Below are 22,635 nucleotides of genomic sequence, written 5' to 3' on the forward strand. Positions count from 1 at the left end.
CCTCCTCGTGTGCGCTACCTCCCGGCGGCGGCCACGGGCTCGCGCCGCCCCTGCGGTGCGTCCGGTTCCGCCTCGGAGATCCCGAAGCGCTCGTGCACGCGGCGCAGCACCGGCGGCGCCCACCAGTTCGCGCCGCCGGCCAGCCGCATGAACGCGGGCAGCAGGACGCCCCGGATCAGCAGCGCGTCCACCAGCACCGCCACGGCCATGCCGACGCCGATCATCTTCAGGTAGACGACACCGCCCGTGGCGTACACCGCGAACGACGCCGCCAGGATCACGGCCGCCGTGGTGATGAGCGGCGCGCTGCGCTGCAGGCCGAGCGGCACCGCGGCGCGGCTGTCCCCGGTGCGCAGGTACTCCTCGCGGATGCGGGAGACGATGAACACCTCGTAGTCCATCGACAGCCCGTAGACGATGCAGAACATCAGGATCGGGATGCTGGACTCGAGGGTGCCGGTCGCGGTGAAGCCGAGCGCCCCGGAGAGGTTGCCGTCCTGGAAGACCCACACCAGGACGCCGAACATCACGCCCATGCTGAGCAGGTTCAGCACGGTCGCCTTCAGCGGCAGCAGCACGCTGCCGGTCATCAGGAACAGGATCACGAACGTCAGCACGAGGATCGTCGCGAGCACCAGCGGCATCCGCTCGGTCATGTCGGTGCGCCAGTCGACCATCTCCGCGGGCGTGCCGCCGATCAGCACGTCGAACGGCGCCGCGACCGCGCGCACGCTCGCGACGAGGTCCACCGGGTCGCCTTCGAGGGCCTGCTGGGACGGGATGGCGACGAGGAACGTCCCGCCGTCCGCGGTGAACCGGCCCGGGTCGGCGGCGGCCGCGATCCGGTCGCCGTCCACGAAGGACCCCTCGGCGCTGTCGACCTGCGTGATCCCGTCCACTTCGGACAGTGCGGCGGCGTAGCCGGAGACCTCGCCGCCGCCGGGGGCGACGAGGTAGAGCGCGTCGGATTCCTCCTGCGCGAACCCGGCCCTGATCTCGTCGGCGGTGGCCCGGCTGGCGGAGTCGGAGGGCAGGATCCGCGCGTCGGGCATCCCGAAGCGCAGCCCGGTGACGGGGGCCGAGAGCACGAGCACGAGCACGAGCATCAGGCCGCCGGTGAGCGCGGGACGCCGCATCACGGCGTTCGCGAGGCGGTACCAGCCCCCGCGTTCGGTGTGCCTCGGTTCGCGGCCCGGCCGGTACGCGGCGCGCGTGCCGAGCGTGGCGAGCGCCGCGGGCAGCAGCACCAGCGCTCCCCCGACCGCGGTGAGCACCACGAACGCGCCGCCGTAGCCGAACGACTGCAGGAAGGGCAGCGGGAACAGCATCAGCGACAGCAGCGAGATCGCCACGGTCAGTCCGCTGAAGAGCACCGTGCGGCCCGCCGTCCGCACGGCGACGGTGACGGCGTCGCCGACGTCGTGGCCGCGCGCGAGCTCCTCCCGGAAGCGCGCGATGAGGAACATGCAGTAGTCCACGCCCAGCGCGAGCCCCATGACGAGCGCGATGTTGGCGGCGAACGTGGAGACCGTGGTGACGGAGGCGACGCCGCGCAGCGCGGCGAGCGTGCCGACGATCGAGAAGACGCCGATGCCGAGCGTCACGAGCGCGAGGGTCACGCGCCGGTAGAACAGCATCAGCAGTACGAACACCAGCGGGATCACGATGATCTCGGCGCGCAGGAAGTCCTGCCGGGACTCGGCGCCGATCTCGCGGAAGACCTCGTCCTGGCCGCCTGCCCTGACGTCGATCACGGTGCCGTCGCGGGCGTAGCGCTCGGCGAGCTCGCCGACGCGTTCGCGGGCCTCGTTGACGTCGCCGGGGACGCGGACCAGCACCAGCGCCTGCGTGCCGTCCTCGCTGCGCAGTGCCGGGCTGCCGCCGCGCGACCAGTAGGACCCGGCCTCGGCGACGCCGGGCTCGGCGGCGATCGCGCGGGTGAGCTCCTCGCCCGCGGCGCGCACGCCCGCGTCGTCGACGGTGCCCTCGTTCGCGGTGACGAGGAACGTCAGGTTGGGGTAGCCGGTGCCGAACTGCTCGGTGAGTGCGGCGCGTGCCCGGTCGGACTCGGAGCCCGGCGCGTCGATCCGGGACAGTGACAGTGCGTTCAGCGCACCGGCGCCGACAACGCCGAACAGCACGGTGACGAGGACGCCGATGGTGAGCACCCATCGTCGGCGGCGCACGGTGAACCGGCCGAGCCGCTCGAGGGCGGACGGGCGGGGGGACGGTCTGGACACGGGTTGGTCTCCTTGGGGAGGCGCTAAGCTGGAGAAAACACGAGTGATCGCTCGCTTTCGAAATTACGAGTGATCGCTCGCATTTGTCAACCAGTGCGGGAGGCGATGCCGGGGTGGCGGGTCAGCAACCGGAGCGCAAGCGGCAGGAACGCGGCCGGCGCAGGATGGAACAGCTCGCGGACGCGGCGGCGGAGGTGTTCGCCGAGACCGGGTACGCCAAGGCGACGACCAACGCCATCGCGGCGAGGGCGGGCGTCTCGCCCGGCACGCTCTACCAGTTCTTCACCAACAAGGAGGCGATCGCCGAGGCGCTGGCGCAGCGGTACCGCACGGCGCTGCAGGCCGCGCACGACAAGGCGTTCGACCCCGGGTTCGCGACGCTGCCACTGGCGGAGCTGATCGACCGGATGATCGGGCCGATGATCGAGGTGAACGTCGCCAACCCGGGCTTCAAGGCGCTGTTCAACGCCGCCGACATGCCCGAGCGCCTCGCGGCGCCGACCCGGCAGCTGCACCAGGCGGTGGTGGGCAGGATCGCGGAGGTGCTCGCCGCGCGAGCGCCCGGGCTTCCCGGGGAGAGCGTGCGGACCACGGCGGTGGTCGCGACGCAGATCTTCGGCGCACTGCTCAACACGGTCGTCGCCGCGCCGGAGCGGGAGCGGGAGGTCTGGATCGCCGAGCTGAAACGCGCCCTGCGCGGCTACCTGGAACCGATCATCGGCGCGTGAGCGACCCTGGAATCCTCCGCCTTGCGAGGTCGCCGTCTGGATCGCCGCTCGCGGCGGGCGGGGTCGTTCAGCACGCTCCTAGCCGACGGCGGCGCGGACGAGCAGGGCCAGTGCGCTGGCCCCGGAGATCGTGAGCACCGCGACGCGCATGCGGCCGCCGTCGAGGAAGCGGCGCGCCGGGCCGGAGAGCAGGAACCCCGCCAGCAGGAACGGCAGCAGCCACGCCGCGAACACGAAGTGCGTGAGGTGCACCTGGCCGCCGACGCCGAGCCCGGCCAGGGAGAGCAGGGTGCCGAGCCCGAAGGTCGCGGCGAGCGTCGCGCGGATCGTCGGCCCCGGAGAGTGCTGGTACAGCAGGGCGATCGGGGGACCGCCGATCGAGGCCGCGGTGCTGAACGCGCCGCTCGCGACCCCGGCGACCAGCAGCGGACCCCGGGTCGGCCGGGGCCGCCACGACAGCACCGACAGCACCACGCACGCGAGCACGGCCGCGCCCACGACCACCGAGAACGGGCGTTCGGCGAGCGTCGCCACCGCGAGCACGCCGAGCGCCGTGCCGGGGACCCTGCCGAGCATCGCCCAGCCCACGCCGCTCCAGTCGGTGTCGCCGTACTCCCGGACCAGCGCCAGCAGTCCGTGCGCGCTGGCGATCAGCAGCAGCGGCACCGGCAGGAACCTCGGGTCGATCAGTGCGACCAGCGGAACCGCGACGAGGTTCATGCCGTAACCGGCCGCGCCCTGCACCACAGCGCCGACGAGCACCACCAGGCCCACGAGCAGATCGGGCACGTTGTCGCCTCCGTATTCAGTGAGACGGCCCGGCTCCCCGAGGGGAACCGGGCCGTCTCCCGACGCTGGCACCGCTCAGCTGCGGGTCATCTTCCGCAGCACGTACTGCAGGATGCCGCCGTTGCGGTAGTAGTCCGCCTCACCGGGGGTGTCGATCCGCACCACGGCGTCGAACTCGACGGTGGTCCCATCGGCCTTGGTCGCCGTGACCTTGACGGTGCGCGGCGTCTCGCCCTCGTTGAGCTTCGTGATGCCCGCGATCGCGAAGGTCTCCGTGCCGTCGAGGCCCAGCGACTTCGCCGACTCGCCCTCGGGGAACTGCAGCGGGATCACGCCCATGCCGATCAGGTTCGACCGGTGGATGCGCTCGAACGACTCGGCGATCACCGCGCGGACGCCGAGCAGGCTCGTGCCCTTGGCGGCCCAGTCGCGCGACGAGCCGGAGCCGTACTCCTTGCCGCCCAGCACGACCAGCGGGATGCCGGCCTTGGCGTAGTTCTGCGCGGCGTCGTAGATGAACGCCTGCGGGCCGCCCTCCTGCGTGAAGTCGCGCGTGTAGCCGCCCTGCACGTCGTCGAGCAGCTGGTTGCGCAGCCGGATGTTGGCGAACGTGCCGCGGATCATCACCTCGTGGTTACCGCGCCGGGAACCGTAGGAGTTGAAGTCCTTGCGGTCGATGCCGTGCTCCTGCAGGTACCGGCCGGCGGGGGAGTCCGCCTTGATCGCGCCCGCGGGCGAGATGTGGTCCGTGGTCACCGAGTCGCCCAGCTTGGCGAGCACCCGGGCACCGCTGATGTCGGACACCGGGGCCGGCTCGGCGGTCATGCCCTCGAAGTACGGGGGCTTGCGGACGTAGGTGGACTCGGGGTCCCAGGCGAAGGTCTTGCCCTCCGGGGTGGGCAGCGACTTCCAGCGCTCGCCGCCGTCGAAGACGTCGGCGTAGTCCTTGCTGAACATCTCCTGCGTGATCGCCGAGTCGATCGTCTGCTGGATCTCCTGCGGCGTCGGCCAGATGTCCTTCAGGAAGACGTCGTTGCCGTCGGTGTCCTGACCGAGCGGCTGCTCCTCGAAGTCGAAGTCCATCGTGCCCGCGAGCGCGTAGGCGATGACCAGCGGCGGCGAGGCCAGGTAGTTCATCTTCACGTCGGGGTTGATGCGGCCCTCGAAGTTGCGGTTGCCGGACAGCACCGACACGACCGTGAGGTCGTTCTCCTGCACCGCGGCGGAGATCTCCTCTGGCAGCGGGCCCGAGTTGCCGATGCAGGTGGTGCAGCCGTAGCCGACCAGGTGGTAGCCCAGCTTCTCGAGGTACGGCCAGAGGCCGGCCTTCTCGTAGTAGTTGGTGACGACCTGCGAGCCGGGCGCCATCGAGGTCTTGACCCACGGCTTGACCGAGAGGCCCTTCTCGACGGCGTTCCTGGCGAGCAGGGCCGCGCCGAGCATCACCGAGGGGTTCGAGGTGTTGGTGCACGAGGTGATCGAGGCGATCACCACGGCGCCGTGGTCGAGCACGAACTCGCCGCGGTCCTCGGACTTCACGGTGACCGGCTTGGTCGGCCGGCCCGAGGCGCCGTTGGCGGCGGTGGGGATGGCGACGGCGTCCTCGTCAGCGAAGGACAGCGCCGGGGCGTCGCTGGCCGGGAAGGACTCCTCGACCTTCTCGTCGACCTTGGTGTGCGGCGTCGGGTACTGCTCCTCGACGTAGTCGTGCACCGACTTGCGGAACGACGACTTGGCGTCGGTCAGCTCGATGCGGTCCTGCGGGCGCTTCGGGCCGGCGATCGACGGCACCACGGTGGACAGGTCCAGCTCGAGGTACTCGGAGTACTCCGCCTCGTGGCTCGGGTCGTGCCAGAGACCCTGCTCCTTGGCGTAGGCCTCGACCAGCGCCAGCTGCTCCGGCGAGCGGCCGGTGAGCTTGAGGTAGCGGATCGTCTCGTCGTCGATCGGGAAGATCGCGGCGGTGGAGCCGAACTCGGGGCTCATGTTGCCGATGGTGGCGCGGTTGGCCAGCGGCACCTGGGCGACGCTCTCGCCGTAGAACTCGACGAACTTGCCGACCACGCCGTGGCGGCGCAGCATCTCGGTGATCGTCAGCACGACGTCGGTGGCGGTGACGCCCGCCGGGATCTCACCGGTCAGCTTGAAGCCGACGACGCGCGGGATCAGCATCGACACCGGCTGGCCGAGCATCGCGGCCTCGGCCTCGATGCCGCCGACGCCCCAGCCGAGCACGCCGAGCCCGTTGACCATGGTGGTGTGGGAGTCGGTGCCCACGCAGGTGTCGGGGTAGGCCTGGCCGTTGCGGGACATGACGGTGCGGGCCAGGTACTCGATGTTGACCTGGTGCACGATGCCGGTGCCGGGCGGGACGACCTTGAACTCGTCGAAGGCGCCCTGGCCCCAGCGCAGGAACTGGTAGCGCTCCTTGTTGCGGCCGTACTCGATCTCGACGTTGCGCTCGAAGGCGTCGGCGGTGCCGAAGACGTCGATGATCACCGAGTGGTCGATCACCAGCTCGGCCGGTGCCAGCGGGTTGACCTTGTCGGGGTCGCCACCGAGATCGGTGACGGCCTCGCGCATCGTGGCGAGGTCGACCACGCACGGGACGCCGGTGAAGTCCTGCATGATCACCCTGGCGGGGGTGAACTGGATCTCGGTCGACGGATCCGCCTTCGGGTCCCAGTTGCCGAGAGCGCGAATGTGGTCGGCGGTGATGTTGGCGCCGTCCTCCGTCCGCAGCAGGTTCTCGAGCAGGATCTTGAGGCTGTACGGAAGGCGCTGCGAGCCCTCGACCTTGTTGAGGCGGAACACCTCGTAGGAGGCGTCACCGACCTTCAGCGTGTCGCGAGCCCCGAAGCTGTCCTTGCTGGCAGGTGCAGTCACGTGTAACTCCTGGCGGCGGTTCGTTCGGGTACGCAGGCCGAGTCTTGCGCACCCCCGTCGCGCCCGCAGAGGTGGGCTCGATGACGCCCTGCTGCCCTAAACAGTACGCGTGTCCTTTTTTCTGTTCAAGGGGAGGTGGCGAAGGGCCCGGCACCACGACGTGGTACCGGGCCCTTTCCCGCGCGCGAAGGTCAGTTCGCGTTCTCGAGGATCGTCCTCAGGTCCTCCGGCTGCATGCTGCGCAGGAACGTCATGCCGAACTCGGTGAACGTGCGGATCGGGCTGACGTAGTGCTTGCCGTCGACCTCCGTGGTGACCACCCCGAGGCCCTGCTCCATGATGCCGCCGCCGACGTTGGTGAGGATCTGCTGCAGCTCCGGCGGCAGGTCGCCGTCGGCCTCACCCGCCGCCAGTGCCGCGAGCTGATCGGCGCAGAGCCGGTCGGACTGGCCCTGGACGGTCATCGCGTAGCAGTCGCCGTCCTTGGTCAGCTCGAACGTGCCCTGACCCTCGACGTCCAGTTCCAGCGCGGTGATGGTGGCCCGGGTGCCTCCGGTGACCTCGCTGTTCTCGGTCTCCAGCCGGGTGATCTCCACGCCGGCGGGGGAGGGCTCGCCGAGTGCGTCGAGCAGGACGGGGCCGACGTCGTGCAGCACGCCCATCTCGTCCGGCGGCAGCAGCTCCACCACGCGCCGCAGGTCGCCGTCGAGCGCGGCCTGCACGGTCGCGCGCACGGCCTCGTCCGGCGAGCCGGCGCCGTTCGCCGGGATCGCCTGCTGCGGCCACTCCGCGTCCGCCTCGAGCAGCGCGTAGTCGGCGATGCTGTAGAGCAGGCTCGGGTACCACTCGTCGCCGACCTTGACCGTCGCGATGCGGATCGGCTCGCCGGTCTCGCGCACCACCTCGGCGATGTCGATCGTCTCCGTCTCGGGCTCCGTCGAGGGGCCGCCGAGGTCGGCGCTCTCGAGCGCCAGGTCCCGGTACTCCCCGGCGAGCGGCACCTGGCTCAGGTCCGACGTGAGGGTGAGCGTGCCGCCGGTGAGCTTGGTGATGGTCACGTGGTCGTTGACCTGCTCGGCCTGCGACTCGTCGAACTTCAGGTTCTCCGTCTCGATCCGCAGCCCGGTGATCTGCTCCGGGTTCGCGTCCTGCGTCACCACGCCGAGCCGCTTCAGCTCGCCGGTGACGTCGCCGATCGGGTCGGTGAACAGCGAGGCCTCGGCGGGCGTGAGCGTGCCGAGCAGGCCGACGACGTCACCACTGCCCAGCGCGGTCGCGAAGTTCATCGCCGCCTCGTCCGGCGTCGCCGCGCCGGAGGCCACGGAGTCGCTCTGCCAGAACGCGAACCAGCTGGCGACCCCGCCGCCCGCCACCACGAGCGCGGCGACGAGCGCGATGATCAGCCCGCGCTTGCGCTTGGCAGGCGGGCCCGCCGGTGGCGGGACCGGGAAGGACTGCTGCTGCCCGGGGAAGGCGCCGTAGCCGCCGTAGCCGTGTTGCTGGGCGGCGGCCGGGTCGAACGGCTGCGGGTGCGGCTGCTGCGGGTACTGGTACTGCTGGCCGGGGTACTGGGCGTGCGGGTCCCGCGGGTACTGCTGGCCCGGGTACTGCTGCGGGTACTGCTGGCCGCCGTGCGGCTGGCCAGGCGGATAGCCGCCCGGTTGCTGCGGGGACCACTGGTCCCCCTGGCCTGGACTGGTCACGGTCGCACACCTGCTCTTCCCTCTAGCGCGCTCTGCCGGTGCGGCGGGCTGCCGCCGCGGGTGCCCCGGGCGGCGACGAGCACGCCGAGAGCCCCGCACAGCGCGATGGCCATGCCTGTGGTGGTGGTGATCGGGCCGGTGGTCGTCACGCCGACGAACCGGCTCGCGGTGCCGCCTTGGACGGCGGCGAGCAGCGAGACGGTTCCCACGACGAGCGCGACGACCAGGGCCAGCGCCGCTCCCGTGCGCGGCAGCCGCAGGGCGAACAGCCCGGCGGCCACCGCGGACAGCAGCGGCACCGCGATCCACCCGGTGAGCAGCGCGGTGACGAGCGCGTTGTCCAGCAGGTCGAAGTGCCCGGCCAGGCCCACCGCCTGGTAGCTGCTGCGCTCGACCGTGCCCGAGTGGAACCACGGCAGGAACGTCCCCGTGACGGCCACCGCCAGGCCCAGCGAGCAGAGCACCGCGAACGAGGTCGCGGCGACGCGCCGAGTGGCCGGCATGCGGTACCCCCAGTGAGACGAACGATCCAGTGGTGAGACGCGGCTCGGCGCGTCCTCGTTTCCCCGGCGTGGTCACCGCCGCATCACGAATCGGCCACGCCCGATATCCCCCGTTGTGGGGAAATGTAACGCACGATGACGAAGTTTCAGGTGTGACACCTGGTGTGGCTGTGCTCCGAGTGGCACAGTTTCTACTGGACCAGAAGGGGAGGTGGAGTCTGTGCCGGACGGGCGGAACGGGTCGCAGCGGCCGTGGGGCGGATACGGCGCGGGACTGCGCCGTGGCGTCGTGGTGGGTGCGCTGGCGCTGGTCGCCCTGCTCGGCACGGCGGGCGGCGGGCTCGCGGTGCCGCCGCCCCCGCCGAACCCGAGTGACTCCGAGCTGGAGGCCAGCCGCGACCACGCCAACGCCAGGGCGGGCGAGGTCGGCGAGCTCACCAACCAGCTCGCCGAGGCGGAGTCCCGCCTGACGGCGCTGCAGTCCGAGGTCGAGCTTAAGATGGAGCAGGCCAACAAGGCCCGCGTCGACATGCAGCTCGCGCGCGACGCCGCCGACCAGGCCGAGCGCGACGCGGCCGCGGCGCGGACCGAGGCGGACGCCGCCGCCGGCGCGATCGAGGCCGCGAGGGCGGACCTCGACCAGTTCGTGGCGGGCAGCTACCGGCAGGGCAGCACGATCGGCTCGATCGGCGCCTACCTCGGCTCCGACAGCCCCGACGACCTGCTCGCCCGCGCGCAGCTGCTGGAGGCCGTGAGCGGCAGCCAGCTGGACGCGCTCGAGGGCATGCAACGCGCGCAGGTCGAGAAGTCCAACAAGGACGCCGCGGCGCGCGAGGCGCTGCAGCTCGCGCAGCAGCGGCGCACCGAGGCCGAGCAGGCGAAGGCCGCCGCCGACCAGGCACAGACCGCCGCGATCGAGGCCCAGCAGGGCCAGGCCGCCCGCACCAGCGAGATCGAGGCCGAGAAGTCGCGGGTCGAGCAGCTGCTCTACGACGCTCAGTCCCGGGTCGACGGGCTCGAGGGCCAGCGCGCGCGGTACGAGGACTGGCTCGCCCAGAAGGAGGCCGAGGAGGCCGAGCGCGCCCGCCAGGCGGCACTCGCCGCGGGCTCGTCGGGCTCGGGTTCCTCGGCCCCGGTCACCTCGCGGCCGTCGTCGGCCCCCGCCGGGGCCACCGTCGAGGCGGTGATCGCGCGGGCGATGTCGCAGCTCGGCGTGCAGTACGCGTGGGGTGGCGGCAACGCCTACGGCCCGACCTACGGCATCCGCGACGGCGGCGTCGCCGACAGCTACGGCGACTACAACAAGATCGGCTTCGACTGCTCCGGCTTGATGATCTACGCCTTCGCCGGGGTCAAAGCGCTGCCGCACTACAGCGGCTACCAGTACGAGGCCGGCTACAAGGTGCCGCTGTCGCAGATGCGGCGCGGCGACATGCTCTTCTGGGGCACGAGCGGGATCCATCACGTGGCGCTCTACCTGGGCGGCGGCCAGATGATCGAGGCGCCGTACTCGGGTGGGTACGTCCGGGTGGTCCCGGTACGCTACGGCGACATCATGCCGTACGCGACCCGCTTGATCGGGTGACCCCGCCGCTCGCGGGCATCGTGCTCGCCGGCGGCGCCGCGCGCAGGCTCGCCGGCGTGGACAAACCGATGCTCGAGGTCGGCGGCATGCCCCTGCTGCTGCGTGCCGTCGCGGCGCTGCACGCGGCCGACGACGTCGTGGTCGTCGGCCCGCGCAGAGAGGGCGTGCCCGGAGTGCGCTGGACCAGGGAGGATCCGCCGGGCTCCGGTCCGGTCGCCGCGCTCGCCGCCGGACTCGACCTGGTCACCGCCGACGTCGTGGCCGTGCTCGCCGCCGACCTCTCCGCCGTCACCTCCCGGACCATCGGACGGCTGCGGTCGGCCCTCGGCGACGCCGACGGGGCCGTGCTCGTGGACGACGAGGGACGGCGGCAGTGGCTCCTGGGCGTGTGGCGGACCGGCGCGCTGCGGTCGGTCCTGCCCGCCGACCCTGCGGGCGCGTCACTGCGGCGCACGCTCGGCGGGCTGTCCATAGTGGACGTCCCGGCGCTGCCGGGAGAGGCCGCCGACGTGGACACTCCGGAGGATCTGCCCGGCGGGTAACGCCCCCGCGGGCCTTCACAGTGGTCATACCGGTCAGCGGGTTTGCTGGAGCGATACGGTCGCGAACAACCGTGCCCGGCACTGAGGGTACGGTCACACGGCGTAGAGGAAGATCACCAGCGAGGAGGTTAGGTGTGACCGAGCCCGGCTACTCCGACGGCGCCGCCCCGGCCCAGCCAGGCACCCCGGCCCGTGACGCGCAGCTGCTGGAGCGCACGGTGTTCGAGGTGAAACGGGTCATCGTCGGTCAGGACCGGCTCGTGGAGCGCATGCTGGTGGGCCTGCTGGCTAAGGGGCACCTGCTGCTGGAGGGCGTGCCCGGCGTGGCGAAGACCCTCGCGGTGGAGACGTTCGCCCGGGTGGTCGGCGGCTCGTTCTCCCGCGTGCAGTTCACGCCCGACCTCGTGCCGGCCGACATCCTCGGCACCCGCATCTACCGGCAGGCCAGCGAGAAGTTCGACGTCGAGCTCGGCCCCGTCGTCGCGAACTTCGTCCTCGCCGACGAGATCAACCGCGCGCCGGCGAAGGTGCAGTCGGCGATGCTCGAGGTGATGGCCGAGCGGCACGTCTCGATCGGCGGCCAGACCTTCCCGATGCCCGACCCGTTCCTGGTGCTCGCCACCCAGAACCCCATCGAGAACGAGGGTGTCTACCCGCTGCCGGAGGCCCAGCGCGACCGGTTCCTCTTCAAGATCGTGGTCGAGTACCCGACCGCGGAGGAGGAGCGCGAGATCGTCTACCGCATGGGCGTGACCCCGCCCGAGCCGCACGAGGTGCTCAGCCCGGCCGAACTGGTGCGGCTGCAGGGCGTGGCCTCGCAGGTGTTCGTCCACCACGCGCTCGTGGACTACGTCGTGCGGCTCGTGCTCGCCACGCGCACGCCCGGCGAGCACGGGCTCACCGACGTCGCCGGCTGGGTGTCCTACGGTGCCTCGCCGCGCGCGAGCCTCGGCATCATCGCCGCCGCGCGGGCGCTCGCGCTCGTGCGCGGCCGCGACTACGTGCTCCCGCAGGACGTGGTCGACGTCGTCCCCGACGTGCTGCGGCACCGGCTCGTGCTGTCCTACGACGCGCTCGCCGACGGCGTGCCGCTCGACCACATCGTGACCAGGATCCTGCAGACGGTCCCGCTGCCCCAGGTCTCGGCCCGGCCGCAGGGCGGGCCTGGTCAGCCGCTCGCGGCAGGTGCGCCCGGCAGGTAACGCGCGGTCATGGGTCCCATCAACGACGACAAGGGCGGGCGGCCCGGCTGGGCGCCACCGGTGCTGCGCGGCGACCGGCTCGAGGCCGGGCTGCGCACGCTGGAGCTCGACGTGCGCCGCCGCCTCGACGGCCTGCTCCAGGGCAACCACCTCGGCCTCGTGCCGGGGCCCGGCTCCGAGCCCGGGGAGGCGCGGCCCTACCAGCCCGGCGACGACGTGCGCCGGATGGACTGGGCGGTCACGGCGCGCACGACCACGCCGCACATCCGCGAGAGCATCGCCGACCGCGAGCTGGAGACGTGGGTGGTCGCCGACCTCTCCGCGAGCCTCGACTTCGGCACCGCCGTGTGCGAGAAGCGGGACCTCGTGGTGTGCGCCGTCGCCGCGGTCGCGCACCTGACCCGCGGTGGCGGCAACCGGATCGGCGCACTGCTGTCCAACGGCGCCGAGACCGTGCGGCTCCCGCCACGCGGCGGGCTCGCCCACGCCCGCAACCTCATCCGCAAGGTCGCCGAGCTGCCCCGCGCCGCCGAGGGGACGCGGGGCGACCTCGCCCAGCTCATCGAGCAGCTGCGCCGGCCGCCCCGGCGGCGCGGGCTCGCCGTGGTGATCTCCGACTTCCTCGGCGACACCAACTGGGAGCGTCCGCTGCGGGCGCTCTCGGCACGTCACGACCTGGTGGGCATCGAGGTGCTCGACCCGCGCGACGTCGACCTGCCCGAGGTGGGCACCGTCGTGCTCGCCGATCCCGAGACCGGGAAACAGCGCGAGGTCAACGCGTCGGCGTTGCTGCGCAAGGAGTTCGCCGCCGCCGCGCACGCCCACCGCACCGAGGTGGCCCGCGCGCTGCGTCAGGCCGGGGCCGGTCACCTCGTGCTGCGCACCGACTCCGACTGGATCGCCGACGTCGTGCGGTTCGTGGTGGCGCGCAAGCGCGGCTGGTCCGGAGCCGCCTCATGAGCCTCACCGGATTCGCCTCCCCCTGGTGGTTCCTGCTCCTGATCGTGGTCGGCCTCGTGGTGGCGGGTTACGTTTACGCGATGCGCGCGCGCCGCAGGCGCGTCATGCGGTTCTCCAACCTGGCGTTGCTGGAGCGGGTGGCGCCGCGCAGCCAGGGCTGGACCCGGCACGTGCCCGCGTCGCTGCTGATCGTGTCGCTGATTCTGCTGACCTTCGCGCTCGCGGGCCCGACGGCCGAGCAGAAGGTGCCGCGCAACCGCGCCACCGTGATGCTCGTGATCGACGTGTCGCTGTCGATGGAGGCCACCGACGTCGAGCCGACCCGGCTCAAGGCCGCGCAGGACGCGGCGAGGTCGTTCGCGGAGGGGCTGACGCCGGGCGTGAACCTGGGGCTGATCTCGTTCGCGGGCACCGCCACTGTGCTCGTGGCACCCACCACCGAACGCGACGGCGTGGTGCACGCGATCGACAACCTCAAGCTGGCGCAGTCGACGGCCACCGGCGAGGGGATCTTCGCCGCCCTGCAGTCGGTGGAGAGCTTCTCCTCGGTGGTCGGCGGTGCCGACGGGCCGCCGCCGGCCCGGATCGTGCTGATGACCGACGGCAAGCAGACCGTGCCGCAGGACGAGTACGCGCCGAGGGGAGCGTTCACCGCCGCCGGAGTCGCCAAGCAGAAGGACATCCCGGTCACCACGATCTCGTTCGGCACCTCCCACGGCTCGGTGGAGATCGAGGGCAAGGAGGTCCCCGTCGAGGTGGACGACGCCTCGATGCGGGAGATCGCGCGCCTCTCCGGCGGCGACTTCTACAAGGCCGCGACGGCCGACGAGCTCAAGCAGGTCTACGCCAGCCTCGGCGAGCAGATCGGCTACGAGACCAAGAACGTGGACGCCAGCAGGCCGTGGGTGGTGCTCGGCACGATCGTGCTCATCGGCGCGGCGGGCAGCTCGCTGTTCATCGGCCAGCGGCTCCCTTAGGGCTCAGGAGCCCGCGAAGCCGAGCTGGCGCCAGGCCTCGTACACCACGATCGAGGCGGTGTTGGTGAGGTTCAGTGAGCGCGACGTGGGCAGCATCGGCAGGCGCAGCCGGTCGGTCACCGCCTCGTCGGCCAGCACCTCCTCCGGCAGCCCCACCGATTCGGGCCCGAAGAGCAGCACGTCGCCTTCGGCGTAGGTGACGTCGGTGTAGCGGCGCGTCGCCTTGGTGGTGAAGGCATAGACCGCGCGCGGTGCCAGTGCCTTCCACGCGCTCGCCAGGTCGGCGTGCACGTGGACCTCGGCGAGGTCGTGGTAGTCGAGTCCCGCGCGGCGCAGGTACTTGTCCTCCAGCGAGAAGCCGAGCGGCTCGATCAGGTGCAGCTCGCAGCCGGTGTTGGCGGCGAGCCGGATCGCGTTGCCCGTGTTGGGCGGGATCTCGGGGTGGTAGAAGACGATCCGGAACACAGTGTTGATCTTCTCCCGTTCACTCGCGCGTCGGTTCCGCGCCCCGCCGTGGCCATGTCGGCGAACAACGATTCTGCCGATCCCGTTTCCCCACCACAGGAGGACCCCCCTATGGTCGCGCGCCCTTCCGCCGTGTCCCGCCGCCGGTTCCTCGGCTACGGCGGCGCCGGAGCCGCCGCGGTACTGCTCGGCACCGGCGCCTGGAGCGCGGCGAGCTCGTACGCCGCGCCCGCGCTGAAGGCCAACCCGTTCTCGCTCGGCGTGGCCTCCGGCGACCCGCTGCCCGGCGGTGTCGTGCTCTGGACCCGCGTGGCGCCCGACCCGTTCGCCGCCGACGGCTCCGGCGGCATGCCGGCGAAGCCGGTCAGGGTGGAGTACGAGGTGGCCGTGGACGAACGCTTCCGCGGCGTCGTCCGCAGAGGCAGCGTCGTCGCCACCCCGGAACTGGGGCACTCGGTGCACCCCGAGGTCCACGGCCTCGCGCCCGACCGCGAGTACTTCTACCGCTTCCGCACCGGCGGCGAGATCTCGATGACGGGCCGCACCAGGACGACGCCGGCCGTGTGGTCGAACCCGCGCGAGCTGAACTTCGCGTTCGCGTCGTGCCAGGCGTGGCAGGACGGCTACTACACCGCCTACGAGCACATGGCGCGGGAGGATCTCGACCTCGTCGTGCACCTCGGCGACTACCTGTACGAGTACAGCGTCGCGAACAACCGGCGCGGCGTCACCACCGACCCGAAGTTCCACACCGAGACCGTCGGCCTCGCCCGTTACCGCCTGCAGTACGGCCTCTACAAGGCGGAGGCCCCGCTGCAGCAGGCCCACGCCCGCTTCCCGTGGATCATGACGATCGACGACCACGAGGTGGAGAACAACTGGGCCGGCGACATCTCGGAGAACAACGAGGACCCGGTGACGTTCCGGGCCCGCAGGGCCGCCGCCTTCCAGGCGATGTACGAGCACATGCCGTTCCGCATCGCGCAGCTGCCGTCCGGCCCGGAGGTGCACCTGCACCGCAGGCTCACCTACGGCACGCTCGCCGATTTCACGATGCTCGACACCCGCCAGTACCGCGACGACCAGCCGTGCGGCGACGGCGCGTCGGCGGTCTGCACCGACCGGCTCGACCCCGGCCGCACCATCCTCGGCGAGGCGCAGCGCGACTGGGTGCTCGACGGCTTCAGCTCGTCGAGCGCGCGGTGGCAGGTGCTCGGCAACCAGGCCCCGATGGGGCAGACCGACCGTGACCCCGGCCCCGCCACGGAGGTCTGGATGGATCCGTGGGACGGCTACGCCGCCGAGCGCGACCGGATGCTGGCCGAGGCGCAGGACCGCGGTGTCCGCAACCTCGTGGTGATCACCGGCGACCGGCACCAGAACTACGCGTGGGACCTCAAGCGCGACTTCACCGACCCCGGCTCGGCCACGGTCGGCAGCGAGTTCGTCGGCACGTCGATCACCAGTGGCGGCAATGGTGCGGACCTGACCGATCAGGGCCGCGCGTTCCTGGCCGCGAACCCGCACCTGAAGTTCTTCAACTCCCAGCGCGGGTACGTGCGCGTGAACGTGAACCGGCAGCGCTGGCGCAGCGACTTCCGGGTGCTGCCCTACGTGACCACGCCGGGCGCTCCGATCAGCACCCGAGCCAGCTACGTCGTCGAGGACGGCAGGCCGGGCGTCCAGAAGGGTTAGGTCGCCGCGGCGTCCAGCAGCTTGCGGACGTCGTCGGGGGGTGGCGTGGGCCGGTGGGTGTCCACGTCCACCCACACGTAGCGGTTGGTGCCGTCGAGGACGAGCTCGTGGCCGCGGTGGATCCGGATGCCGAGCACGAGCGAGGTGTTGCCGATGTGCTCGATGCTCAGGCTCACCACGAGCTCGTCCTCGAACCGCGCGGAACGGCGGTACACGAGGTTGGTCTCGGCGACGACCATGTCGACGCCGCGGTCGGTGATGTAGGAGGTCGACCCGAACACGACCTTGTAGAACTCGAAGGCGGCCATGTCGGCGTAGGCGAGGTAGTGGGCGTTGAACACGATGCCCTGCTGGTCGCATTCGTGGTAGCGCACCCGCAGCGGCAGGTGCACCACCGGCTCGTGACGGAGATCAGCCATGCCGGGCACGGTACGCCGTTGTGGTCAACGCCATGCGGGGTTACCTGGCGGTATCGGTGCTGCCCCCGCGACCGGCGCGCCGCGACCGGATAACCTCACGGCGTCAACAGCGCAAGGCTCGCACACGAGGAGTTGCTACGTGGGACGGTCCGTTCTGGTCACCGGCGGCAATCGCGGCATCGGGCTCGCGATCGCGCGCGGTCTCGCCGACGCCGGGCACAAGGTCGCGGTGACCCACCGCGGTTCCGGCGCCCCCGAGGGACTGTTCGGCGTGCAGGCCGACGTCACCGACACCGAGCAGATCGACGCGGCGTTCAAGCAGGTCGAGGAGCACCAGGGGCCGGTCGAGGTGCTCGTCTCCAACGCGGGCATCACCGACGACACGCTCCTGATGCGCATGAGCGAGGAACAGTTCACGCGCGTCGTCGACGCGAACCTCACCGGCGCCTACCGGGTCGCCAAGCGCGCGTCGCGGCACATGCTGCGCGCGAAGTGGGGCCGGTTCATCTTCATCTCGTCGGTGATCGGGCTGTCCGGCGGCGCGGGGCAGGTGAACTACGCGGCGAGCAAGGCCGGGCTCGTCGGCGTCGCGCGGTCGCTGACCAGGGAGCTCGGCTCGCGCAACATCACGGCCAACGTCGTGGCGCCGGGCTTCATCGTCACCGACATGACCAACGAGCTGACCGAGGATCAGCGCAAGGCGGCGCTCGCCCAGATCCCCGCGGGGCGCTACGGCGAGGCCGCCGACGTCGCCAACGCGGTGCGGTTCCTGGCCTCCGACGAGGCCGGTTACGTCAACGGTGCGGTGCTGCCCGTCGACGGTGGCCTCGGCATGGGCCACTGATCTTTTCCCACCTACCGACTTTCTTTGTGGAGGACTCGTTGTCCGGACTGCTCGAAGGCAAGCGGCTGCTGATCACGGGCGTGATCACCGACGCGTCGATCGCGTTCCACGCGGCCAGGGTCGCGCAGGAGCAGGGTGCGAAGGTGGTGCTCACCGGTTTCGGGCGGCTGTCGCTCGTCGAGCGCATCGCCAAGCGGCTGCCCGAGCCCGCGCCCGTGATCGAGCTGGACGTGCAGAACCAGGAGCACCTGGCCACGCTGGCCGACCGCGTGCGGGAGCACGTCGACGGCCTCGACGGGGTGCTGCACTCGATCGCCTTCGCCCCGGCGAGCTGCCTCGGCGCGCCGTTCCTGGACGCGCCGTCCGAGGACGTCGGCAAGGCGGTGGACGTGTCGGCGTACTCGTACAAGGCGGTGGCGAAGGCCGTGCTGCCGCTGCTCGGGCCGGGTTCGTCGATCGTCGGCATGGACTTCGACGCGCGCGTGGCGTGGCCCGCCTACAACTGGATGGGTGTCGCGAAGGCCGCGCTGGAGTCGGTGAACCGCTACCTGGCCCGTGACCTCGGGCCGCAGGGCATCCGCGTCAACCTCGTCTCCGCCGGCCCGGTGAAGACGATGGCGGCGAAGTCGATTCCCGGCTTCAGCGAGCTGGAGGAGGGCTGGGGCGACCGCGCCCCGCTCGGCTGGGACACCACCGACCCGACGCCGGTCGCCAAGAGCATCTGCGCGGTGCTCTCGGACTGGCTGCCCGCCACCACCGGCTCGATGATCATGGTCGACGGCGGGGTCCACGCCACCGGCCAGTAGCCCTGTCACGTGGCCCCAAGGCCACCTTGGTTGCGTTGAGCGCAACCAAGGTGGCCTTGGGGGCCGTTGCGCTGTCAGCGGGGGCGGGCCGCTTCGGCGACGGCGTGGCTGTCCTCGAGGATCAGGTAGCGGGTGATGCGGCCGCCGACGACGGTCAGCTGGATCGTGAACGGCGTCTCGATCACCCTGCCCGTGGTCCGGACCACCGACCGGAGGTGGCCGGTGGCCACGGCGTGCTCGCCGTCGACGAAGACGCGCTCGACCTCGAAGATGTCGCGTTCCAGGTGCTCGTCGAGCGTGGCGTAGAACGCGGCGGCCTCATCGCCGGTGCGCCTGCGGCCGATCCACGGCACGATGCCGGTGGCGCCGGGGATGTCCCAGTCGACGTGGTCGGCGAACAGCGCGCGCGTGCCCGCCAGATCACCCCGCGCCAGCCGGGCGAACAGCGCGTCGACGGTCTCTCTCGTGGTCATGTGGTTCCTTTCCGTGGGTTGCGGGTTCACCGGACGAGTGCGGGGACGGGGGCGCGGCGGGCGAGTGCGGCCGCGAGCGCGACCCCGGCGAGTGCGGCGACCCCGAGCGCGACGCTGACCCACGCGACGCCCGCGTAGCCGGACCCGGCCTCGATCGCGAGCCCGCCGAGCCAGGGCGCCACGACGATGCCGACGTTGAACGCCGTCACGTTCGTCGCCCCGGCGAGCGTGGGTGCGTCGCCGGCGAGCGTGAACACCCTCGTGTTGAGGGACGGGTTGGTGACGAAGCCGAGCAGGCCGAGCAGGAAGATCGCCACGACGGTCACCGGCGCGCTCGACGCGGCGAGCCCGATCAGCACCAGCACGACGAGCGTCCCGCCGAGTGCGGCGGCCAGCGTGGTGAGCGGTCTCGTGTCGGCGAGGCGCCCACCGAGGGTGACGCCGGTGAGCGCGCCGACGCCGTAGACGCCGAGCAGCACCGGGATCCAGCCCGGCGCGAGACCGGTGACGTCGGTCAGCAGGGGAGCGAGGTAGCTGAACGTGGCCATGCTCGTCGCGACCGTCAGCGCGCTGATCACGAGTGCGAGCCACACCTCGCGGTCGCGGTAGGCGCGCAGTTCCGCGCGCAGCCTCGGCCGCTCGCCCGTGCGGCCCGCCGAGGCGGGGATCAGCGCGAGGACACCGGCGAACGCGACGATCGCGAGCCCGCCGACGGCCCAGAAGGCCGTCCGCCAGCCGCCGTGCTGGCCGACGAACGTGCCCGCGGGCACGCCCAGCACGTTGGCCGTGGTGAGCCCGCCGACCACCACGGCCATCGCGCGGCCCCGGCGGCCGGCCGGCACGAGGCTCATGGCGGTCACCGCCGCGACGGCCCAGAAACCCGCGCACGCGAGCGCGCAGACGAGACGGCTGGCGAACAGCACCTCGTAGGTCGGCGCGAGCGCGCCACCGGCGTGCCCGAGCGCGAACACGGCCAGCATCGCGAGCATCGTCAGCTTGCGCGGCAGGCGCAGCGTGGCGGCGGCGAGCAGGGGAGCGCCGACGATCATGCCGGCCGCGAACGCGGACACGAGCAGGCCGGCGTCGGGGATCGACACGCCGAGATCGGCGGCGATCGACGGCAGCAGCCCGGCGATCATGAACTCCGAGGTGCCGAGCGCGAAGACGCTCAGCCCCAGTACGTAGATGGCCAGTGGCAACGCTTCTCCCAATTTTGTATCAGTCGGTTCAAAATGCGGGCAGGCGGAACGTCCGGCGCGGGGCCGGAGGGGTCAGAGTGCGGCGAGGGCGACCTCGGCGACGTTCTCGAGCGCGGCGCGGCCGGCGCCGCTGCGGGCCATCACGCGCAGGCCGCCCGCCGTGGTGTGCACGAACCGGGCCAGCGCGAGCGGATCCTTGTCCTTCGCGATCTCGCCGGTGCGCCTGCCCACCTCGATCGCGTCGCGGATCGCGGCGGTCAGGCGCTCGGTGTCGCGGCGGAGGTCCTCGCTGATCTCGGCGTCGCGCCCGCCCAGCTCCGCGGCCGTGTTCACGACCAGGCAGCCACGCGGTGAGCGGTACTCGTCGTCGATGGTCTGGGCGAACAGGTCCCTGATCTTGTCCCGGACGGGACGGTCCTCGGCGAGCTGGTCGAGCCTGCGCTGCGTCGCGCTGTCCATGTAGTGCCGCAGCGACAGGCGGAACAGCGCGTGCTTGCTGCTGAAGGTGTTGTAGATGCTGCTGCGGCTCAGTCCGGTCGCCTCGCACAGCTGCGCGGTGGAGGTGCCTTCGTAGCCGTGGTCCCAGAAAGCGTGCATGGCCTTCTCGACGGCGACGGCCTCGTCGAACTCCCGTGGACGTGGCATGGGCTCACCGTAGCGTTTTGGACCGATCGATGCAAAACGCTGACCCGGTCCTGCGTGGGGGCGGCCACAGCGAGAAGATGAACGTCGTGAACTACGACGCGCTGCTGTGGTTGTCCTTCGGCGGTCCGGAGGGGCCGGACGACGTCATGCCGTTCCTCGAGAACGTCACGCGGGGCAGGGGCGTGCCGCCCGAGCGGCTCGCCGAGGTCGCCGAGCACTACCACCACTTCGGCGGGGTGTCGCCGATCAACCGGCTCAACCGCGAAGCCATCGCCGCCGTCGAGAAGGAGCTCGCCGCGCAGGGCATCGAGCTGCCGGTGTACTTCGGCAACCGCAACTGGCACCCGATGGTCGAGGACACCGTCGCCACGATGAAGGCCGACGGCGTCCGCCGCGCGCTCGTGTTCCCCACCAGCGCCTACGGCGGGTACTCCGCGTGCCGCCAGTACGACGAGGACATCGCCCGCGCCAGGGCCGCGGTCGGCGACGGGGCACCCGAACTGGTGAAACTGCGGCAGTTCTTCGACCACCCGCTGTTCGTGTCCTCCTTCGCCGACGCCGTGCGCGCCGCCCACGCCCAGCTCGGCGACGCCGAGGGCACGCGCACCGTGTTCACCGCGCACTCGGTGCCGCTGTCGGCCGACGTGACCTCCGGCCCGCCCGCCGAGGGCGGCAACCGCTACTCCCGCCAGATCGCCGAGGCGGCCAGGCTCGTCGCCGCCGAGGCCGGGGTGGAGGGCTACGACGTGGTGTGGCAGTCGCGGTCGGGCCCGCCGCAGGTGCCGTGGCTGGAGCCGGACATCGTCGACCACCTCGACGCGCTGCACGCCGAGGGCGTCACGTCCGTCGTGGTGTGCCCGGTGGGCTTCGTCTCCGACCACCTCGAGGTGATCTGGGACCTCGACAACGAGGCCGCCGACCGCGCGGGCGAGCTCGGCATGCGCTTCGCGCGCGCCGCCACACCCAACGGCGACCCGCGGTTCGCGGAGCTGGTGGCGGAGCTGGTCAGGGAGCACACCGCGGGCGCACAGGCCCGCAAGCTCTCGGCGTTCCCGGCCTCGGGTGGCACGGCCAACGGCGAGCCGTGCGCCGCCGGCTGCTGCGAAGCGGTGAAGCGGCCTTCCTAGGAGCGGCTGGCCTGGTCGGCGAAGACGCGCACCGCCTCGTTCACGGCCGCGCACCGTGCGGTGCGAACCGCCTCGGACAGCGGGCGCAGCGCGTCGGCCCTGCGCGTGGCCGCGGACGCCGACAGCGCGCCCCCCGGTTCGTCGGCGCAGGCCAGTGCGAGGATCGCGCCGATCTCCTCGGCCCGCTGCAGCACGCGCAGCGCGCGGCCGGGGGTACCGGGCGGCCAGTCGGGCGCGGGCCGCGAACGGAGCTTCGCCGACAGCTCGGCGCGCACGCCCGGCCGGTCGCTGGCGACGTCGAGCGACTGCAGCGCGCCCGCGCTGTCCCTGATCGCGTCGGTGAGACCGTGCTCGGCGTCGGCGATGCCGACGTGGCCGAGCGGCGACTCCGTCGCCACGGGATACACGGTCCAGCGCACGAGTCCCTCCGCGATCGCGTGCGGCACGAGGCCGTAGCCGAGGCCGGGGAACACGACGGCCTCACCGGCGCGGAGCGCGGCGTCGGTGAACGCACCGCCTCCGCCGAGGCCGCGAACGTCACCGGGAACGGGGAGCACGAGCCGGGCGGCCGTGGCGCCGAGCTTGCGCAGCGCGGCGAGCAGCTGCGCGGGGGTCGCGGGGAAGTCACCCGTCACCGGCAGGTCGAAGACGTCGGCCACGGCCTGCTCCGCCGCCACCACCTCGTGCGCCTCGCCCCACGCGAGCAGGGCGTCGAGCGCGTTGTCGGAGGCGGCGGCGCCGTGCAGCCACGCCGAGGACCAGACGGCAAGGGTCGCGCTGGGACAACACACAGAGATCGAGAGTACCCGGGGCTGGAGCTGGTCCACGTCGACGCCGGGCGGAACCG

Annotated in this window: 21 protein-coding genes; 10 read left to right on the plus strand and 11 right to left on the minus strand. The window is 71.9% G+C overall.

Annotated elements, in window-relative coordinates:
- Positions 1-14 precede the first annotated feature (14 nt).
- The gene (locus tag BA062_RS09205; protein WP_110335644.1) at positions 15-2,240 is read right to left on the minus strand and encodes an MMPL family transporter; all 2,226 of its coding nucleotides are present in this window, start codon (positions 2,238-2,240) and stop codon (positions 15-17) included.
- A gap of 113 nt (positions 2,241-2,353) precedes the next feature.
- On the opposite strand from BA062_RS09205, the gene BA062_RS09210 reads away from it, so the two are divergent.
- A complete protein-coding gene (locus tag BA062_RS09210) occupies positions 2,354-2,968 on the plus strand; it encodes a TetR/AcrR family transcriptional regulator (protein ID WP_245959741.1) in 615 nt (204 codons plus the stop codon).
- Between the two features lie 78 nt (positions 2,969-3,046).
- Here BA062_RS09210 and BA062_RS09215 read toward each other — a convergent pair whose 3' ends face one another.
- From BA062_RS09215 to BA062_RS09235, 4 genes are all read right to left on the minus strand, one after another.
- Entirely contained in the window at positions 3,047-3,757 is a 711-nt protein-coding gene (locus BA062_RS09215; protein WP_110335646.1) for a sulfite exporter TauE/SafE family protein, read from the minus strand.
- Between the two features lie 75 nt (positions 3,758-3,832).
- On the minus strand, positions 3,833-6,643 hold the full coding sequence (gene acnA / locus BA062_RS09220) for an aconitate hydratase AcnA (protein WP_110335647.1): 2,811 nt from the start codon (positions 6,641-6,643) through the stop codon (positions 3,833-3,835).
- Between the two features lie 191 nt (positions 6,644-6,834).
- On the minus strand, positions 6,835-8,346 hold the full coding sequence (locus BA062_RS09225; RefSeq protein ID WP_210406809.1) for a flagellar basal body protein FliL: 1,512 nt from the start codon (positions 8,344-8,346) through the stop codon (positions 6,835-6,837).
- The gene (locus BA062_RS09235) at positions 8,343-8,849 is read right to left on the minus strand and encodes a hypothetical protein (protein ID WP_210406810.1); all 507 of its coding nucleotides are present in this window, start codon (positions 8,847-8,849) and stop codon (positions 8,343-8,345) included. The genes BA062_RS09225 and BA062_RS09235 overlap by 4 nt, the downstream gene beginning before the upstream one ends.
- 220 nt (positions 8,850-9,069) lie before the next feature.
- On the opposite strand from BA062_RS09235, the gene BA062_RS09240 reads away from it, so the two are divergent.
- From BA062_RS09240 to BA062_RS09260, 5 genes are all read left to right on the plus strand, one after another.
- A complete protein-coding gene (locus tag BA062_RS09240; RefSeq protein ID WP_168213910.1) occupies positions 9,070-10,434 on the plus strand; it encodes an NlpC/P60 family protein in 1,365 nt (454 codons plus the stop codon).
- Entirely contained in the window at positions 10,431-10,976 is a 546-nt protein-coding gene (gene mobA / locus BA062_RS09245; protein WP_110335648.1) for a molybdenum cofactor guanylyltransferase, read from the plus strand. The genes BA062_RS09240 and mobA overlap by 4 nt, the downstream gene beginning before the upstream one ends.
- 134 nt (positions 10,977-11,110) lie before the next feature.
- Positions 11,111-12,178 carry an AAA family ATPase gene (locus tag BA062_RS09250; RefSeq protein WP_110335649.1) on the plus strand — a complete coding sequence of 356 codons (1,068 nt, stop codon included), beginning with the start codon at positions 11,111-11,113 and terminating at the stop codon, positions 12,176-12,178.
- Between the two features lie 9 nt (positions 12,179-12,187).
- On the plus strand, positions 12,188-13,138 hold the full coding sequence (locus tag BA062_RS09255) for a DUF58 domain-containing protein (protein WP_110335650.1): 951 nt from the start codon (positions 12,188-12,190) through the stop codon (positions 13,136-13,138).
- Positions 13,135-14,115, plus strand: coding sequence for a VWA domain-containing protein (locus BA062_RS09260; protein ID WP_110335651.1), 981 nt, complete (start codon positions 13,135-13,137; stop codon positions 14,113-14,115). Before BA062_RS09255 ends, BA062_RS09260 begins: the two co-directional genes overlap by 4 nt.
- Before the next feature lie 3 nt (positions 14,116-14,118).
- Here the strand turns inward: BA062_RS09260 and BA062_RS09265 are convergent, their stop codons facing one another.
- Positions 14,119-14,580: a tRNA (cytidine(34)-2'-O)-methyltransferase gene (locus tag BA062_RS09265; protein ID WP_110335652.1), complete on the minus strand. Its 462-nt coding sequence runs from the start codon at positions 14,578-14,580 to the stop codon at positions 14,119-14,121.
- A gap of 111 nt (positions 14,581-14,691) precedes the next feature.
- On the opposite strand from BA062_RS09265, the gene BA062_RS09270 reads away from it, so the two are divergent.
- Positions 14,692-16,275, plus strand: a complete 1,584-nt coding sequence (locus BA062_RS09270; protein WP_110335653.1) for an alkaline phosphatase D family protein — start codon at positions 14,692-14,694, stop codon at positions 16,273-16,275.
- Here the strand turns inward: BA062_RS09270 and BA062_RS09275 are convergent.
- Positions 16,272-16,694 (minus strand): acyl-CoA thioesterase, encoded by a 423-nt coding sequence (locus BA062_RS09275; protein WP_110335654.1) that lies wholly within the window; start codon positions 16,692-16,694, stop codon positions 16,272-16,274. The genes BA062_RS09270 and BA062_RS09275 overlap by 4 nt on opposite strands.
- A 139-nt stretch (positions 16,695-16,833) precedes the next feature.
- Here BA062_RS09275 and fabG point away from each other — a divergent pair, with 139 nt between their 5' ends.
- Together fabG and fabI are read left to right on the plus strand one after the other, a co-directional pair.
- On the plus strand, positions 16,834-17,538 hold the full coding sequence (fabG, locus tag BA062_RS09280; RefSeq protein ID WP_110335655.1) for a beta-ketoacyl-ACP reductase: 705 nt from the start codon (positions 16,834-16,836) through the stop codon (positions 17,536-17,538).
- 38 nt (positions 17,539-17,576) lie between these two features.
- On the plus strand, positions 17,577-18,344 hold the full coding sequence (gene fabI, locus BA062_RS09285; protein ID WP_110337139.1) for an enoyl-ACP reductase FabI: 768 nt from the start codon (positions 17,577-17,579) through the stop codon (positions 18,342-18,344).
- Positions 18,345-18,418: 74 nt separating this feature from the next.
- Here fabI and BA062_RS09290 read toward each other — a convergent pair whose 3' ends face one another.
- The 3 genes from BA062_RS09290 to BA062_RS09300 all read right to left on the minus strand — a co-directional run bounded on the left by BA062_RS09290 (position 18,419) and on the right by BA062_RS09300 (position 20,661).
- Positions 18,419-18,817 carry a nuclear transport factor 2 family protein gene (locus BA062_RS09290; RefSeq protein WP_110335656.1) on the minus strand — a complete coding sequence of 133 codons (399 nt, stop codon included), beginning with the start codon at positions 18,815-18,817 and terminating at the stop codon, positions 18,419-18,421.
- Positions 18,818-18,843: 26 nt separating this feature from the next.
- The gene (locus BA062_RS09295) at positions 18,844-20,016 is read right to left on the minus strand and encodes a Cmx/CmrA family chloramphenicol efflux MFS transporter (protein WP_110335657.1); all 1,173 of its coding nucleotides are present in this window, start codon (positions 20,014-20,016) and stop codon (positions 18,844-18,846) included.
- Positions 20,017-20,088: 72 nt separating this feature from the next.
- Positions 20,089-20,661 (minus strand): TetR/AcrR family transcriptional regulator, encoded by a 573-nt coding sequence (locus BA062_RS09300; protein ID WP_110335658.1) that lies wholly within the window; start codon positions 20,659-20,661, stop codon positions 20,089-20,091.
- Between the two features lie 86 nt (positions 20,662-20,747).
- Between BA062_RS09300 and BA062_RS09305 the strand changes: the two genes are divergently transcribed.
- Positions 20,748-21,788, plus strand: coding sequence for a ferrochelatase (locus BA062_RS09305; protein ID WP_110337141.1), 1,041 nt, complete (start codon positions 20,748-20,750; stop codon positions 21,786-21,788).
- Here BA062_RS09305 and BA062_RS09310 read toward each other — a convergent pair.
- Positions 21,785-22,579, minus strand: coding sequence for a hypothetical protein (locus BA062_RS09310; protein WP_110335659.1), 795 nt, complete (start codon positions 22,577-22,579; stop codon positions 21,785-21,787). The genes BA062_RS09305 and BA062_RS09310 overlap by 4 nt on opposite strands.
- Between the last annotated feature and the right edge of the window lie 56 nt (positions 22,580-22,635).

This window comes from Prauserella flavalba (genome assembly GCF_003202235.1).
In the GTDB taxonomy this organism is placed as follows: domain Bacteria; phylum Actinomycetota; class Actinomycetes; order Mycobacteriales; family Pseudonocardiaceae; genus Prauserella_A; species Prauserella_A flavalba.